Annotated in this window: 11 protein-coding genes; 2 read left to right on the forward strand and 9 right to left on the reverse strand. The window is 65.6% G+C overall.

The window, feature by feature from the left end; translation table 11 throughout:
• The 3 genes from ACN27J_RS06170 to ACN27J_RS06180 are packed head-to-tail and all read right to left on the reverse strand — an operon-like array spanning window position 1 to window position 4,519.
• Complete coding sequence (locus tag ACN27J_RS06170; RefSeq protein ID WP_282231012.1) at window positions 1-930, reverse strand: chlorinating enzyme; 930 nt, start codon at window positions 928-930, stop codon at window positions 1-3.
• 23 nt (window positions 931-953) lie between these two features.
• Window positions 954-2,798 carry a non-ribosomal peptide synthetase gene (locus ACN27J_RS06175; protein ID WP_421364390.1) on the reverse strand — a complete coding sequence of 615 codons (1,845 nt, stop codon included), beginning with the start codon at window positions 2,796-2,798 and terminating at the stop codon, window positions 954-956.
• 26 nt (window positions 2,799-2,824) lie between these two features.
• Complete coding sequence (locus ACN27J_RS06180) at window positions 2,825-4,519, reverse strand: carbamoyltransferase N-terminal domain-containing protein (protein ID WP_421364392.1); 1,695 nt, start codon at window positions 4,517-4,519, stop codon at window positions 2,825-2,827.
• Window positions 4,520-4,926: 407 nt separating this feature from the next.
• On the opposite strand from ACN27J_RS06180, the gene ACN27J_RS06185 reads away from it, so the two are divergent.
• Entirely contained in the window at window positions 4,927-6,219 is a 1,293-nt protein-coding gene (locus tag ACN27J_RS06185; RefSeq protein ID WP_421364393.1) for a benzoate/H(+) symporter BenE family transporter, read from the forward strand.
• Between the two features lie 85 nt (window positions 6,220-6,304).
• On the opposite strand, the gene ACN27J_RS06190 is transcribed toward ACN27J_RS06185, so the two are convergent.
• Window positions 6,305-7,477: a threonine ammonia-lyase gene (locus tag ACN27J_RS06190; protein ID WP_421364395.1), complete on the reverse strand. Its 1,173-nt coding sequence runs from the start codon at window positions 7,475-7,477 to the stop codon at window positions 6,305-6,307.
• A gap of 42 nt (window positions 7,478-7,519) precedes the next feature.
• Between ACN27J_RS06190 and ACN27J_RS06195 the strand changes: the two genes are divergently transcribed.
• Complete coding sequence (locus ACN27J_RS06195; protein WP_421364396.1) at window positions 7,520-8,434, forward strand: hypothetical protein; 915 nt, start codon at window positions 7,520-7,522, stop codon at window positions 8,432-8,434.
• 5 nt (window positions 8,435-8,439) lie between these two features.
• Here the strand turns inward: ACN27J_RS06195 and ACN27J_RS06200 are convergent, their stop codons facing one another.
• From ACN27J_RS06200 to glyA, 5 genes are all read right to left on the reverse strand, one after another.
• The gene (locus ACN27J_RS06200) at window positions 8,440-9,585 is read right to left on the reverse strand and encodes an acyl-CoA dehydrogenase family protein (RefSeq protein ID WP_421364398.1); all 1,146 of its coding nucleotides are present in this window, start codon (window positions 9,583-9,585) and stop codon (window positions 8,440-8,442) included.
• Window positions 9,586-9,640: 55 nt separating this feature from the next.
• Window positions 9,641-10,525 (reverse strand): amidohydrolase family protein, encoded by an 885-nt coding sequence (locus ACN27J_RS06205; protein ID WP_421364400.1) that lies wholly within the window; start codon window positions 10,523-10,525, stop codon window positions 9,641-9,643.
• 49 nt (window positions 10,526-10,574) lie between these two features.
• A complete protein-coding gene (locus ACN27J_RS06210; protein ID WP_421364401.1) occupies window positions 10,575-11,480 on the reverse strand; it encodes a phytanoyl-CoA dioxygenase family protein in 906 nt (301 codons plus the stop codon).
• Between the two features lie 13 nt (window positions 11,481-11,493).
• Window positions 11,494-11,763: an acyl carrier protein gene (locus ACN27J_RS06215; protein ID WP_421364403.1), complete on the reverse strand. Its 270-nt coding sequence runs from the start codon at window positions 11,761-11,763 to the stop codon at window positions 11,494-11,496.
• A 451-nt stretch (window positions 11,764-12,214) separates the two neighbouring features.
• Entirely contained in the window at window positions 12,215-13,477 is a 1,263-nt protein-coding gene (gene glyA, locus ACN27J_RS06220) for a serine hydroxymethyltransferase (RefSeq protein ID WP_421364405.1), read from the reverse strand.
• Between the last annotated feature and the right edge of the window lie 273 nt (window positions 13,478-13,750).

Below are 13,750 nucleotides of genomic sequence, written 5' to 3' on the forward strand. Positions count from 1 at the left end.
TCAGCTCTTGCCGAACGGGACGCCGGTCGTCGTGTGGGTTCGCAGCCGGTTCCGCCCGTACCTGTCCTCACCCGACACCAGCACGCACCCGAAGTCGTCCAGCGAGATGCGCCCGCCGTACTCGTGGATCTCGGTCAGACCCGGATAGACGCGTACCGAAGCGGGGACGTAGCGGCTGGCGAAGCCAAGGCGCATCTCCTGCGTCCGGCCCGCGTGACCGTGGGAGGCGTGCATCAGCGTCGACCAGAAGACGATGAACTGCCCCGCCTTCATCTGCATCGAAACCGCCTTGCTCTCGTCCGGGGACCAGTCCGGGTCGATCTGTAGTTGGCGGTAGTCGTAGCCGAAGAATCCCCGGGCCACGCCGTTCTTGGTCTTGTTGCGGTTCGCCTCAGGGTCGTAGTGCATCCCCAGGGTCTCGTCGTAGAACATCTGCCGGTGGGTACCCGGGATGAACTGTAGGCAGGCGGTCTCGATACTCGCCTCGGTGAAGGCCGTCCAGACCGTGATCGTGCCGCCGTACTCCCGGTCCTCCTCCCAGACGATCTGCGGCTCTCCCCCGGCGTTCGCGAACGTGTCCGCCTGGTGCCAGTCGGTGCCCTCGTCGCCCGGGTACTTCGGGAAGAACTCGGACCGCCAGCAGATGACGTCCTTGCCGAGAATGCTCGCCACCCGGTGGACGATCTCGGGCCGGGCGATGTGTTCGGCAAGGAAGCTGTTGTCGAGATGGCGGTCGTAATTGGAGATGTTGGTCCCCTGCGAGATCGCCTCGGTGTCCTGGTAGACGGCGTTTGTCCGGTCGAGCAGCTTCAGCCGCTCCTTCCGCCAGCGGTCAGCCATCTCGTCAGGTTCATAGAGCGTGAACGGCCCGGCGTAGCCGTTGCGCTGGAAGTCTGCGAGCTCGGTGGGCGTGAGGCTGAACTTGCTCATGACATCCACTCCCGGATCTGGGGCTAGCTAGGCCCGCGTTCTGCGGTCGCCCGCTTCCTCGACGCGAACTGTTCGCCGACGTGGTCGACGTAGACGTCCAGCGACAGACCGTCGGCGAAGGCACCCAGGTCAACCTCCACCGCGAGCTGCTTCTTGGTCTCCTGCATGATGCGGATGAGGTCGAGCGACGTGCCGCCGGCCTCGAAGAAGTCCTCGTCCGACGCGGCGACGGGCTTTCCTAGCACCTGCTCCCAGATAGCCTTGACCTTTTCTGCGTGACCCACGACCGCCTCCAGTGGCGGTGACGGGTCCGGCGCGTGGTACGTCGCCTGCAGCGAGTCGTGGTCTATCTTGCCGTTGTGATTCCTCGGATACTCGTCGAGCAGGACACACCGGGCCGGGCACATGTATGCGGGAAGCGTCGCACGGATATTCGCCAGCACCAGATCGGCGGCGGCCGCACGCTGCGCCGGCCCGGTCTCGGGATCGTACAGGGCGAACAGCATGAGATGCGCGTCGTCACCGGAGCCCGGCACCTTCGACACCACCGAGTTGGACAGACCGGGGAACGCGTCCGCGACGGCCTCGATCTCCCGGGGATCGATCCGGTACCCGTGCAACTTGATCTGGGTGTCCGCGCGCCCGACGAAGAAGTACTCGACGCCGTCATAGGTGACACCGAGGTCGCCCGTGCGGTAGACCCGGTCCGCGCCCGATCCGGTGAATCGCGCGGCGGTCAGCTCCGCTTCGTGCAGGTACCCCAGGGCGACGCCCGGCCCGCGCACGTGAATCTCCCCGACCGCGCCGTGCGCGACCGGCTGCCCGGCGTCGTCCAGCAGCTGGATGGCCAGATCTGGAATCGGCACACCGATCGGCGAGTGCTCCGAACCGTCGAGTAGTTCGAGTGACAGTGGTCGGTACGTCACGTGCACGGTCGTCTCCGTGATCCCGTACATGTTCACCAGCTGCGGGGCGGACTCACCGCGCCGCGCCAGCCACGCCGCCGCGACATCGCGGTCGACCGGTTCACCGCCCAGGACGACGTGGCGCAGCGAAAGGTCCGCGTGGTGGCGGGCGTCGACCGCGTCGAAGGCACGGAACGCCGTCGGCGTCTGACTGAGAACCGTGACCCCTTGGTCAACGACCAGCTGGTAGAAGCGCTCAGACGTACGGGTCGTCACGTACGGCACGACGACCGCCTTGCCGCCGTGCAGCAGCGCGCCCCAGAGCTCCCACACGGAGAAGTCGAACGCGATTGAGTGGAACACCGTCCACACGTCGTCCTTGGAGAACCCGAACCAGCTCTGCGTGCCGCTGAACAGCCGGTCGACGTTCCCGTGCTGGACGACGACACCGTGCGGTTTGCCGGTCGTGCCGGAGGTGTAGATGACGTATGCGGGTGCCTCCGGGGACACCACCACCGGTGCCCAGTCCGGTGCGACGCCGTCCGGCAACGCGCCGCGCTCGTAGGCCACGAGGTTGACACCAGGCCGGTCGAACAGGCCGACCAGCTCGGCAGCGACGACGACGAACTGCGCCCGGCTGTGCTCGATGATGTAGTCGATCCGGGGTGCCGGGTAGTCCGGGTCGACGGGCAGGTAGGCCGCCCCCGCCTTGAGTACGCCGAGCATGGCGACGACCATGTCGATTCCCCGGGGCAGACACAGACCGACCACCTCTCCGGGCTGCACACCACGGGTGGTCAGCCCGAAAGCGAGCCGATCGGACAGCCTGTCGAGCTCCTGATACGTCAGGGTTTCCCCGGCAGAAGCGACCGCGATCCGCGACGGCGCCTCCGCCGCCTGCTGACGGAAGATCTCATGAAGTCCACCCCGGAATCCGGAAGTGGCGTGCGCTGTGCCTGACATCCGTTCCTCTTCCCGCCCGAGCGTCACTACGCACCCGTCGTCCGGGTGTACAGCCTCCCGTTGCTCCAGATGTGGTCAACATGACCCCACTCGGCGACGCTGCGGACATCCGGGAAGAACCCGGAGCCGAGGTCGTTCGCGCTGGTGTTACAGAGGATCGGTAGTCCGCTGTACTCCGCGTAGTGGTTGAGCAGCGCGTGTATCTCCGGGTTCTGCCGCTGGTTGACCGTCTGCAGGCGGGCCGTCCCGTCCAGGTGGCAGACCGCGGCCAACCGCCCTGCCGCTTCCGGACGCACCCGGTGGTCGTAGAGCATGTACGGATCGGGCGTACCCGGGTCGAAGAACCGAGCCGCGTCCTCCTCCACGCAGATCGGCGCGACCGGCCGGTACGACTCGCGCCGCTTGATCCGGTTGAGGGTGGTCTTCATCTCCGGCGAGGTCGGCGCCGCCATGATGCTGCGGTTTCCCAATGCCCGCGGCCCGAGCTCGGCCCGGCCGTTGAGCACGATGACCGGCTGCTGCGACTCGTGGATGAGACCCGCCAGCTCCTTGAGTGAGCAGTCGCGCGACGACCAGTCGGCGGCGTCCCATGCGGTATCACGGATAGCTGGCCCGCTGTAGACGTCCCAATCGACTGACTCGTAGCCATGCTTGGCAACAAGCTCGCTGCAGACGGTGCCGATGGCGCTGCCCGCGTCGTTGGGGAACGGTGGAATCCAGAGCTCCGCCAGGTTGCACGAGCGCCTGATCGCGCTGTTCCACTTGATGTTCAGCGCACACCCACCGGCGTAGCACAGATTCCGGGGTCCCCGCCGGTCCAGTTCGTCCAACCGTGCTGCCAGCGTGCGGACCAGCACCTCCTCGAGGAAGCAGTGGAAGGTGGTGAGGATGTCCTCATCGCCGAGCCCACTGGCTTTGGCCCGGAAGACCAGCTTGAGCAGCAGCGCCCGCTCGAACTCCAGCATCTGTTCGTGGGTCGTGACCGGCCCGGTCCTCGCCACCAGCTTCTCGAAGATCGTGTGGAAGCTCTCGCCGAGCGACTGGACCCTCTTCCCTTTCGCGATGTAGGCCATGTACTTGCCAGCCAGCGACAGGTCATTCGGCCGATAGTCCTGGTACGGCGCAAAATTCACCGCGAAATAGGTGTAGATGAACCCGCTCATGGGAAACAGGTAGCCCAGGCATTCGAGTCTGCCACCCCGGTCATAGTGGAACAGCTGCGGAAACGACATGCCGTCCCACGAGAGCACGTACGACGACTCACCCCGCCGAGCCATCGGACTACTGCAGTAAGATGAGAAAATGTGCCCCGCGATGTGATGGTAGCTCGTGTACTCCCGCCCAAAGTAGGTACTGAAAGCACCTTTACTCGCCAACGGGTTCGCGCGGATGTCGTAGAGGTGACCGTAGTCCGCCACCTCGAACGGAACCTTTTCGTCGCCCAGGGTCACCTCGAACGGAGTAGTGTGCCAACCATCGATGACGAGGGAGTCCACCTCAGACCAGTCGTAGCCGATATCGTTGAGCAGGCCGAACAGCTCACTCCTCGTTAGCCGGAATTCCGAGTAACGCGGGTTGTTGCCTATCTTTTCCATCTCGTGACACTGGACCAGGCGGTTGTCTTCGAAGAGGGCAACGCCGCCGTCGTGGCTCAGCTTGATTCCGACAGAAACGACCCTTTGGTTACGCATGGCGCCCCGCTTCGTTGTCCCATGCTCCATCGTCGGTTACCGATGTTACCGGCAAGATTCCTCGGGTTCAAGAGAGTAAGGCGCAACTCCTCGGCGGACGCAGCGGATCTCGATACCCCAAAAAAGTTCCACTGTGGCTAATGATCTTTTGTCATGGCTGGCTGGCCCGCACGAGGGCAGCTTGAAACAGGCTGGCGGACGGGGTGTCGACCCGGATGTTTTCGCAGATAATGATGATCGAGAAGGCCACCGGCACGGGGCACCGAATCCGGCAGGCATCGGCCCAGCGGACCCGACGCCCAACCGTGGCACCGCGACAGCCCGGAGGTGGCATCGGCCGCGCCACCCGGCACCGGCCCCGTCCGCAACGGCGGTACCGCGTTCCCGGGCCGCCTGCCAGAATCGACGTCACCTCGTTCGGGTACAGTCACGCAATCATGAAGTCGCTGGCTTATCTGACGCGACAAGCGGCACCACCGTCGGCCGTCACCGCCGGTCTCGTCGCGGTACTCGTCGGTACCGCGAGTTCCGCGGCGATCGTGTTCACCGCCGCGCAGGCCGCTGGCGCGTCCAGCGATGAACTGGCCTCGTGGATGCTCGCGCTGGGTGTCGGTATGGGAGTGACGTCCATCGGGCTGTCCCTACGCTACCGGGCACCCGTCGTCACCGCGTGGTCCACTCCGGGGGCGGCCGTACTCGCCACTGGACTGCTCGGGGCGAGCATGGGCCAGGCGGTCGGCGCCTTTCTGGTCTCGGCGGCGTTGATCACGCTCAGTGGGATCACCGGGTGGTTCGCCCGTGTTATGAACCGTGTCCCGGTCGCGCTCGCGGCGGGCCTCCTTGCCGGAATTCTCGTCCAGTTCGGTATCGGGCTGTTCAGCGAGATGCACCACAGTTTCGCCGTGGTGTTCCCGATGTTCACGGTCTATCTGCTGTTCCGCAGGTGGCTGCTCCGGTACGCCGTACTGGCGGCACTGACCACTGGCGTCGTCGCTGCCACGCTCACCGGGTCGGTCCGGTTGCGTGACGTGGACCTGGCACTGTCCACTCCGGTCTTCACCGTTCCCGAATTCTCCTGGCAGGTCGTCATCGGTGCCGGGCTACCGCTCTTCGTGGTCACCATGGCCTCGCAGAACCTTGCGGGAGTCGCGGTGCTACGCAACGACGGGTATCAACTGCCGGTCTCACCGCTGGTCGGCTGGACGGGTGCGGCCAACCTGGTGCTGGCACCGTTCGGCTGCTTCGGACTCAACCTCGCGGCCATCACTGCGGCGATCTGCACCGGTAGCTCAGCGCACCAGGACCCCGACCGCCGCTACCTGGCCGCCGTCTGGGCCGGAGTGTTCTACCTGTGCCTCGGCGTGTTCGGCGGCACGGTCGGCTCCCTACTCACTGCCCTACCGGTGTCCCTCATCGCCGGGATCGCGGGTCTCGGGCTGCTCGCCACCGTCATCACCTCCCTCACCTCGGCGCTCGCCGACGAGCAGTGGCGGGAGTCTGCCGTGATCACCTTCCTGGCGACCGCGTCCGGGGTGACGCTGCTGGGAATCGGGTCGGCGTTCTGGGGTCTGCTCGCCGGTGTCCTCACCGCACTGGTGACCCGCAGCCTGCGGCGGGAGAACCGGCTCGACGGTGACACGGCGCCGCAGGACCGTCCGCCGAGCGTCCGGCCGCCGCTCGCAGAGGCTGCGCAGCACCGGCGCCGGGCAGGCGCAGACAACCGCATCTGACGGGACACCGGGCACCTCGTCGGTCCGGGCAGCCGCAACGGGATGACCGCCCGGCGGTTTCTCCGGGAGAGCCGGTCGCCGGCCGCTATCCCAGGTGCGGGCCGTGCTCGCCGGCCGGTACCGGGTCAGCGTCGCCGGACACCGTGCCGATCCAGCGATGGTAGACGTCCATGTCGACGTTACCGCCGCAGACGATGGTGGCCACCCGCCTGCCCGCGAAACGGTCGCGGTCCTCAAGGATCGCCGCGATACCGAGCGCGGCCGACGGTTCGACGACGAGGCCCGCATGATCCAGGAGCAGCCGCATCCCGGCGACGATCGACGCCTCCCGGACGAGGACGGCGTCATCGACGACCACGAGCAGGTCCTGCAGGGCGTCCGGGTTGGGGATGCGACCCGCGACACCGTCAGCGATGGTGTCGACCGAGTTGGTGGTGACGACGCACCGTGCGTGCCATGAGCGCGTCATCGCTGGTGCTCCCAGCGGCTGGACACAGATCACCTCCACCTCGGGTGCCATGGCCTTCACCGCGAAGCCGACGCCGCTGGCAAGGGCTCCGGTGCCGAGGGCGACCACGACGGCGTCGAGGGGCTGTGGGTCGGAGGCCAGTTCGATGCCGATGGTCGCCGCACCGTCACAGGTCTCGACGTCCACACCGTCTTCGATCTGCCGGATACCCCGGGACCGGGCGATCGCCGCCGCCCGCGCACAGGCGGTGTCGTAGTCACCGTCGACCAACTCCAGACGGGCTCCCAGGGCACGGATGCGCTCGAGCTTGACCACGGGCGCGTAGCGGGACGCCACGACGGTGACGTCGAGCCCACGACTACGGCCGGACCAGGCCAGCGCCTGACCGAGGTTTCCCGCACTGGCGCACACCACAGCGTGCTCGCCGCTGTCGGCAAGGCCGTTGGCGATGATCTCGGTACCCCGGCCCTTGAAACTGCGGACCGGGTTCACCGACTCGACCTTGAGACTGACCGTGCACCCGAGTTCCGACCCCAGCGCCTCGCAGCGGTAGTGCGGGGTGCCGAGGAACACGGGGTCGATCGCCCGGCTGGCCGCCTGGACACGGTCCATGTCGAGGCGCAGTCTCTGCATGGTGGAGAGTCTAGAACCGACACCCGAGCTCTCCCTAGCCCTGACTGCCGCCAGGGGGCTGACCCCGCGGCGGGGCAGGACGGGCCGGCCGACGGAGCCAAAGGTCTGAGCATCTCGATAGTTGCGGACATTGATCGGCGGGTACTGTCCGAGCATGGCACTTTGGCCTTCCTTCGTCCGACGCTGAGGGAGCTGAGCATGACCGGTCAGCCGCTCTACCTCCGGGGTATCGCCTACACGGTGGGAGACGCCGTCCCTCTCGCCGACATCGAGGAAGGCGACCCCGAGCAGGTCGAGGTCTTCACCAAGCTCGGCCTGCACTACTTCCGGAAAAGTCCACTCAGCCTGCCCGACCTCTGCCACCGTTCGGTCGGAGACACCCTGCGGACCGGCGGCGTCGACCCTGCCGACATTGGTGCCGTACTGCTGGCCACGACGGTCAACTCGATTCATGCGGTAGGACTGGACTATCCCGAGGTGGCGCAGATTCTCGGTGACTACGGTCTCGTCGACGCCAAGTTGTACGGAGTGAGTCTCGCGAAGTGTTCCAACCTGTCGGCGGCCCTGGAACTGGGGTCCAGTCTACTGCGGGCAAACGACTACTCGGAGGTCCTGGTCATCGTGGGCGACAAGTGCGCGCGCGACCGCGACCGGTTCATGGACTCGGCGGAGTCGATTCTGAGCGACGGAGCCTTGTCGTTCATCCTGTCGCAGACCGGGGGCACCTACGAACTCAGGCACCTGGCGACCAGCAGCGACCTGTCCCATCTCACCAGGACGTTCGGTGTGCTCGAGTTCGTGGACAACTCGGTCAAGAACCTCGGTAGGCTGTGGCGGGCCATCCCGCCAGAGCTTCCGAGAGACCAGATCGAGAAGGTCTTCTGCGGAAACTACAACATGCTGATCCAGCGCAACCTGATGCGCGAGCTCGGAACCGGCCGCCAAGCGTTCTACCTGGACAATCTACGGCGCCTGGGGCACGTTTTCTCGTGCGACGTGCTGATCAATCTCAGCGACTATGCCGCATCGACCAACGTGGCGCCGGCCACCACGTTCGCCTGCCTGACCGTGGGGTACTTCCGGTGGGGTTGTTTCGTCGTACAGAAATGCTGACGAGCTCACAGCTCGGACTCGGCGATGATCTCCCGCATGATCTCGCTACTCCCACCCGCGATCGTGACGAGCCGGGTGTCCCGGAAGACCCGGGAAATCGGCGCTTCCGCGAGGTAGCCGTGCCCGCCGAAGAGCTGAAGGCACTGCCCCGCCACCTCGACGGCGAGCTCGGTGGCCCGCAGTTTGGCCATCGCGCACTGGGACATCGCCTGCTGTCCCTGGCTGTACAGCCAGGCCGCGTGATAGGCGAGCTGGCGCGCCGCCGCTGTGTGACTCATCAACTCGGCCAGCCGGTGCCGCACCACCTGCAAGCCCAGGATCGTGGTGCCGAAGACCTGCCGCTCGTCCGCGTACCGTCTAGCCAGTTCCAGCGTGTAGTCGATCTCCCCGAGCGCCAGGAGTGCGGCCGCGATCCGCTCGAGCTGGAACGCTTTCATGATCCACAGGAATCCCGAGTTCCGCCGACCGAGAAGCTGGTCTTCTCCGACCACGACATCGTCGAACTCCACGCTCGCGGTGTCGGAGCAGTGCCACCCCAGCTTCTCCACCGGAGTCCTCGTCACCCCTGGTGCTCGGGCGTCGACCACGAACAGGGAGATACTGCGGGATCCGTCTCCGTCGCCCGTCCTGACCGCCGTGACCATGAAATCCGCGGTCAACCCGTTGGTCACGAAGGCCTTGCTGCCCCGGATGGTGTACCGGTCCCCCGTGGCCCGTGCTACGCACCGGATGCCCGCCACATCGGATCCGGCCTGGGGCTCCGTGATCGCCAGTGCGGCGATCATGTCGCCCTGCACGGCCGGCTTCAGGTACTCCGACTTCTGACGGTGGTCGCCCGCCAGGTGCAGGTAGGTCGTCGCCATGTAGCTGTGAACGGACATCGCCCCGCGGAAGCCACCATTGCCCAGCTTACCTAGCTCCTCAAGGTAGGCGACCGAGTGGAAGAACGGCAGGTCGCGACCCCCGTACACAACGGGGTAGTGCAGTCCTAGTAGCCCGTGCTCCCCGAACAGCTTCCAGATGTCGCGCGGAATCCGGCGCTGCGACTCCCACTCGTTCAGCCGGGGAGCCACGTGTTCCTGCAGGAACCGCCGCGTCCACGCCCGGAACGCGTCCGCATCGGGGGAAAAGTAGATCGAGCTAGCGCTCACAACGTCGTCCTAGGGCTCTGGCGGGTATTGCCTTGCCGGCACGGAAGACGGGCCATCAGGCGTTGGCGCCGTACAGGAACGTGCGGGCGTTCAGCTCGAACAGCTTGCCGGCCTGCGCGTCGGTCAGGAATCCACGCATTTTTCCGATCTTCGCTGTCAGGTCTCCGGAGAAGTCGAACAGCGGTGCGTCCGACCCGAACAGGATCTGGTCTGGCACCTCGGCGCAGAGCATCAGCATCAGCTCCAGGTCGCCGTCCGGGATCTGGTGGAACGACGAGATGTCCGCGTAGAGGTTCCCGGGATACTTCCGCAGCAGCTTGACGGTCCCTTCCGGGTCCCAGACCATGCCGTGCGCCAACGCGATACGCAGGTCAGGAAACCGCCGGACGACCTCCTCGACGCTGTGTGGGTACCGTTGGGCCCGGCCAAGCGTCGGCAGCGACGGCCCTGAGTGGGTCAGTACGGGCACACCGTTGTCGCTGCAGTAGCGCCAGAGCGGCACCATCCGCTCATCATCCAACTCGAAGCCACACGGCGGGTACAGCTTGACCCCTTCGCAACCAGGCAGGGCAGTCCAACGTTCGACGGTACTGAGCGCCGACGCACCACGCGAAGGGTCGAAGCCCGCGAAGAACGTCAGCCGGCCGTCGGACGCCTCGGCCACCTCGGCATGGTGCTGGTGGATCTCCTCAATGGTCAACTCGGGCTCACCGAGCGCCGGGCCGAAATCGGCGATCAGCATGACGGATTTGGCGATTCCGTGGGCGTTCATCTGCGACAGGAGGCGGTTGCCGTGCCGGTCCAGCAGGTAGAGGCGTAGGGCCCGCTCGACGCCGCTCCGACCGAGCGGGCCGTCCTCGAGCATCGAGCCGGCGATGCCCGCGATGAATCCGGGCGAAATGCAGCGGGCGTCGGCCAGATGAACGTGGATGTCAATCATCACTGGTTCGTTCCGTCGACGGCGCGCGTCCGGTTCACCCACCACCTGGTCACTGCATCGCCGTATGGTGCAGTGTCGGAAAGATGACCGGGTCGCTGTAGTCCGGTAGGCCGTTCGCTGATTTCCGGCAGATCAGGTCGTGGGAATGCTGGAAGACCGGCTTTTCTTTACTCAGAAAGCTCAGGTCGCGGTAACGGTTTTCGCCGTCCTGCAGGTGGACCGACAAGGCCCGCCGCGGCGAATCGGATACATTGGCGTAGCTGCCGTGGATGGTGTAGCAGTCGTGGAAGCTTACCTGGCCCCGCTTGAGTTCGAGCGGCACCTCGACGAGTTCGTTCCCCTCGGTGTTAATCAGCTCCGACTTGATGAAGTCCATGTTCTTCTCGCCGAAGGTGACCAGCGCGTGGTTGTTCCGCCACCGGTGACTGCCCTTGATCACTACCAGGCAGCCGTTCTCCGTCGAGCAGTCATGCAGCGGGATCCACGCGGTGATCATCCGGTCCGACTTGCAGGTGGGCCAGTAACGCTTGTCCTGGTGGAACCCGGTGACGCCCTCACTTTCCTCGGACGCACGCGCGGGTGGCTTGTAGATGAGTTGGTCCTTCCAGTACCTGATCTCGGTGGCCCCGATCAGGACGGCCGCGATCGCCGAGATGATCGGAAGCCGGGCCAGCGCACGGAGTCCCAGGCTGTGGAAAGAGGCGTAGCCGTCCGCGCGGCTAAGGCTTCGATCCAGGAAGGGCACGCCGAAGTTGGGGTCCACCCGCGGATTGTCGCTCCACGGAAAGCGCTCGTCGTAGTCGCAACGGTAGATCCGCTCACTGCCGTCCAGCGCCTCGGCTATCTGCTCGTCGCTCAGAATCCTCTTGGAGATGTAGTAGCCGTTGCGCCGATAGAAGTCGATGTCCTCTTCGGACGGCATCAGTCCCTGCGTTTCGGTCTCGCTGTCGCTCATGACCCGACTCCCGTCAGAGGTCTCGCAGCCGCTCCACCAGCGTGACGAGATCGCCAACCGTGGTGATCTCAGAGAGGTCGATGTACTCGGCAACCTCGTCGAGTTCCTTACCGATGATGTCCTCCAAGCTGAGGAGCAGGTTGATGTATTTCATCGAATCCATGCCCAACGACTGGAGTGACGTGGACCGGGACAGGTCGGCTCGGCGGACCGCGCCCTCCTCGCCGAGCATCGCGACCAGGATCCGGCACACTTCGTCGTACAGGACGATTTGAGTCGACATCGGCACCTTCCACTGGGCGTTCGCAGCGAGAGTAACGTGGACGATCGGCACCGAGAGGCAATCACCCGAGGCGGGGGTGCCGACTTCCTCGCCCCAGCTATCGCCATCGACGCTTATCGTACTCTTGCACCCCGATGGGTTCAAGGCTGTCCATGGATGTTCGACAGACATGATCAACGATGTGGTCGGATCGAAGAGCTGGGCCGTCAGGTCGACGTGGTGATCGGCGAAGCAGCCCTACGCCGCCCACTCACCAGCCGCCGAGCTGATCGGCTTGCGGCCGCGGATCGTTCGGTGGCGCTCCCGGACAGCGCCCGACGTCGCGGAGCACGTCGCGGAGCACGTCCCGGAAGCCCGCCGAAGACAGTGGAGCCCGGGAGAGTTTCTCTCCCGGGCTCCACTGTGATGGCTAGCCCGCCCGCTGCGACCGCGAGCGGTACCACTCATAGATTCAGGCCGACGTGGGCAGCAGCGGGCCCGGCGCGGGGAACCGGGCGCACAGCGCCCGGACCTCACTGCGGATAGTCTCCGCCCCATCGCTGTCGCCCTTGTTCTGCAGCGCACGGACGAACAGGTCCGCGACCGCGGTCATCTCCCCGGCTCCCATGCCGCGGGTCGTCGGCGCGGGGGTCCCGAGCCGCACCCCGCTGGTCCGCTGCGCTGACAGGCTGTCGTCGGGAATGAGCTGCTTGTTGGTGGCGAGCCCGACCTCCTCCAGCAGCTTCTGCGCGTCGCGGCCCTCGATGCCGTACGATCCGACCGTGTTGACCACCATGAGGTGATTGTCGGTCCCGCCTGAGACGAGCTGGGCGCCGTGCTCGAGCAGCCGACCAGCCAGCACCTGCGCGTTCGACAGAGTACGCGTAGCGTACTCGCGGAACTCCGGCTCGGCCGCCTTCTTGAGGGCGACGGCGATGGCCGCGATCGTGTGCATGTGCGGCCCACCCTGCAGGCCTGGGAATACGCTTTTGTCGATTTTCTTCGCGAACTCGCCCTTACTGAGAATCAGGCCGCCGCGTGGACCACGCAGACTCTTGTGTGTGGTCGTCGTAACCACATCGAACCCGTGCTCCAGCGGGTTGGCCAACTGCCCACCCGCGATCAACCCGCCGACGTGGGACACGTCGGCCATGGTCAGGGCACCGACCGCGTCCGCAACCCGCCTAAATCCAGAATAGTCGAGCTCGCGCGGGTACGACGAGTGTCCGCACAGTATCATCTTCGGGCGGACTTGCTCCGCAATACGCAGGACCTCGTCGAAATCGATGCGACCGTCCGCGCCGGCCTTGTAGCGGTGGAATTGGAAAACCCTGGCCATATGTGAAACGGGCGAGCCGTGCGTCAGATGGCCGCCGTGGGTGAGATCCATTGCGAGAATAGAGTCCCCCGGTTCCAGGAGCGCGTAGTACACGACCTGGTTCATCGCCGCACCGGAGAGCGCCTGCACATTGGCGTGGTCGGCCCCGAAGAGCTCTCGAGCGCGCGCGCAGGCCAGACGCTCGATGACATCGGTGTAGGTCTGACCGCCGTAGTAGCGATTGCCGGGGTATCCCTCCGAGTACTTGTTGGTGAACACCGTCCCCAGTGCGGCGAGCACTTCCGGATAGGTGTAGTTCTCGGAGGGGATGAGCTCCAACTCGCTCTGTTGCCGACGCTCCTCGCCGAGGATCGCGTCAAAGACCTCCGGATCGTACTCCTGCAGTAGGTCTCGCATCGCTCGCTCTCTAGACTCTTCCTCGGAGCCCGGGAGAGTATGCGTACGTGACGGTCACGCCAAGAACGCAGGCCCCGGACACAACAACATTCTCAGGCCAGACCGTACCGCACCTCGGCACCAGTCGGGGCGAGGCACACTGCCGTCACGGCATCGGGGCGCGGCGGACGGCGCGGTGGGCCGCCGCCAGCTCGTAGCAACATGGATGGCACCGCTCGCCTCCACCTCACCGCATGGATCTTGATCAGATCGACAGCCTCGCATACTCTGACG

Source organism: Solwaraspora sp. WMMB762 (assembly GCF_049179115.1).
In the GTDB taxonomy this organism is placed as follows: Bacteria; Actinomycetota; Actinomycetes; order Mycobacteriales; family Micromonosporaceae; genus Micromonospora_E.

Coding starts and splice junctions, on each gene's coding strand:
- ACN27J_RS06170 (WP_282231012.1), bottom strand. CDS start 930: ATGAGCAAGTTCAGCCTCACGCCCACCGAGCTCGCAGACTTCCAGCGC.
- ACN27J_RS06175 (WP_421364390.1), bottom strand. CDS start 2,798: ATGTCAGGCACAGCGCACGCCACTTCCGGATTCCGGGGTGGACTTCAT.
- ACN27J_RS06180 (WP_421364392.1), bottom strand. CDS start 4,519: ATGGAGCATGGGACAACGAAGCGGGGCGCCATGCGTAACCAAAGGGTC.
- ACN27J_RS06185 (WP_421364393.1), top strand. CDS start 4,927: ATGAAGTCGCTGGCTTATCTGACGCGACAAGCGGCACCACCGTCGGCC.
- ACN27J_RS06190 (WP_421364395.1), bottom strand. CDS start 7,477: ATGCTCGGACAGTACCCGCCGATCAATGTCCGCAACTATCGAGATGCT.
- ACN27J_RS06195 (WP_421364396.1), top strand. CDS start 7,520: ATGACCGGTCAGCCGCTCTACCTCCGGGGTATCGCCTACACGGTGGGA.
- ACN27J_RS06205 (WP_421364400.1), bottom strand. CDS start 10,525: ATGATTGACATCCACGTTCATCTGGCCGACGCCCGCTGCATTTCGCCC.
- ACN27J_RS06210 (WP_421364401.1), bottom strand. CDS start 11,480: ATGAGCGACAGCGAGACCGAAACGCAGGGACTGATGCCGTCCGAAGAG.
- ACN27J_RS06215 (WP_421364403.1), bottom strand. CDS start 11,763: ATGTCGACTCAAATCGTCCTGTACGACGAAGTGTGCCGGATCCTGGTC.
- glyA (WP_421364405.1), bottom strand. CDS start 13,477: ATGCGAGACCTACTGCAGGAGTACGATCCGGAGGTCTTTGACGCGATC.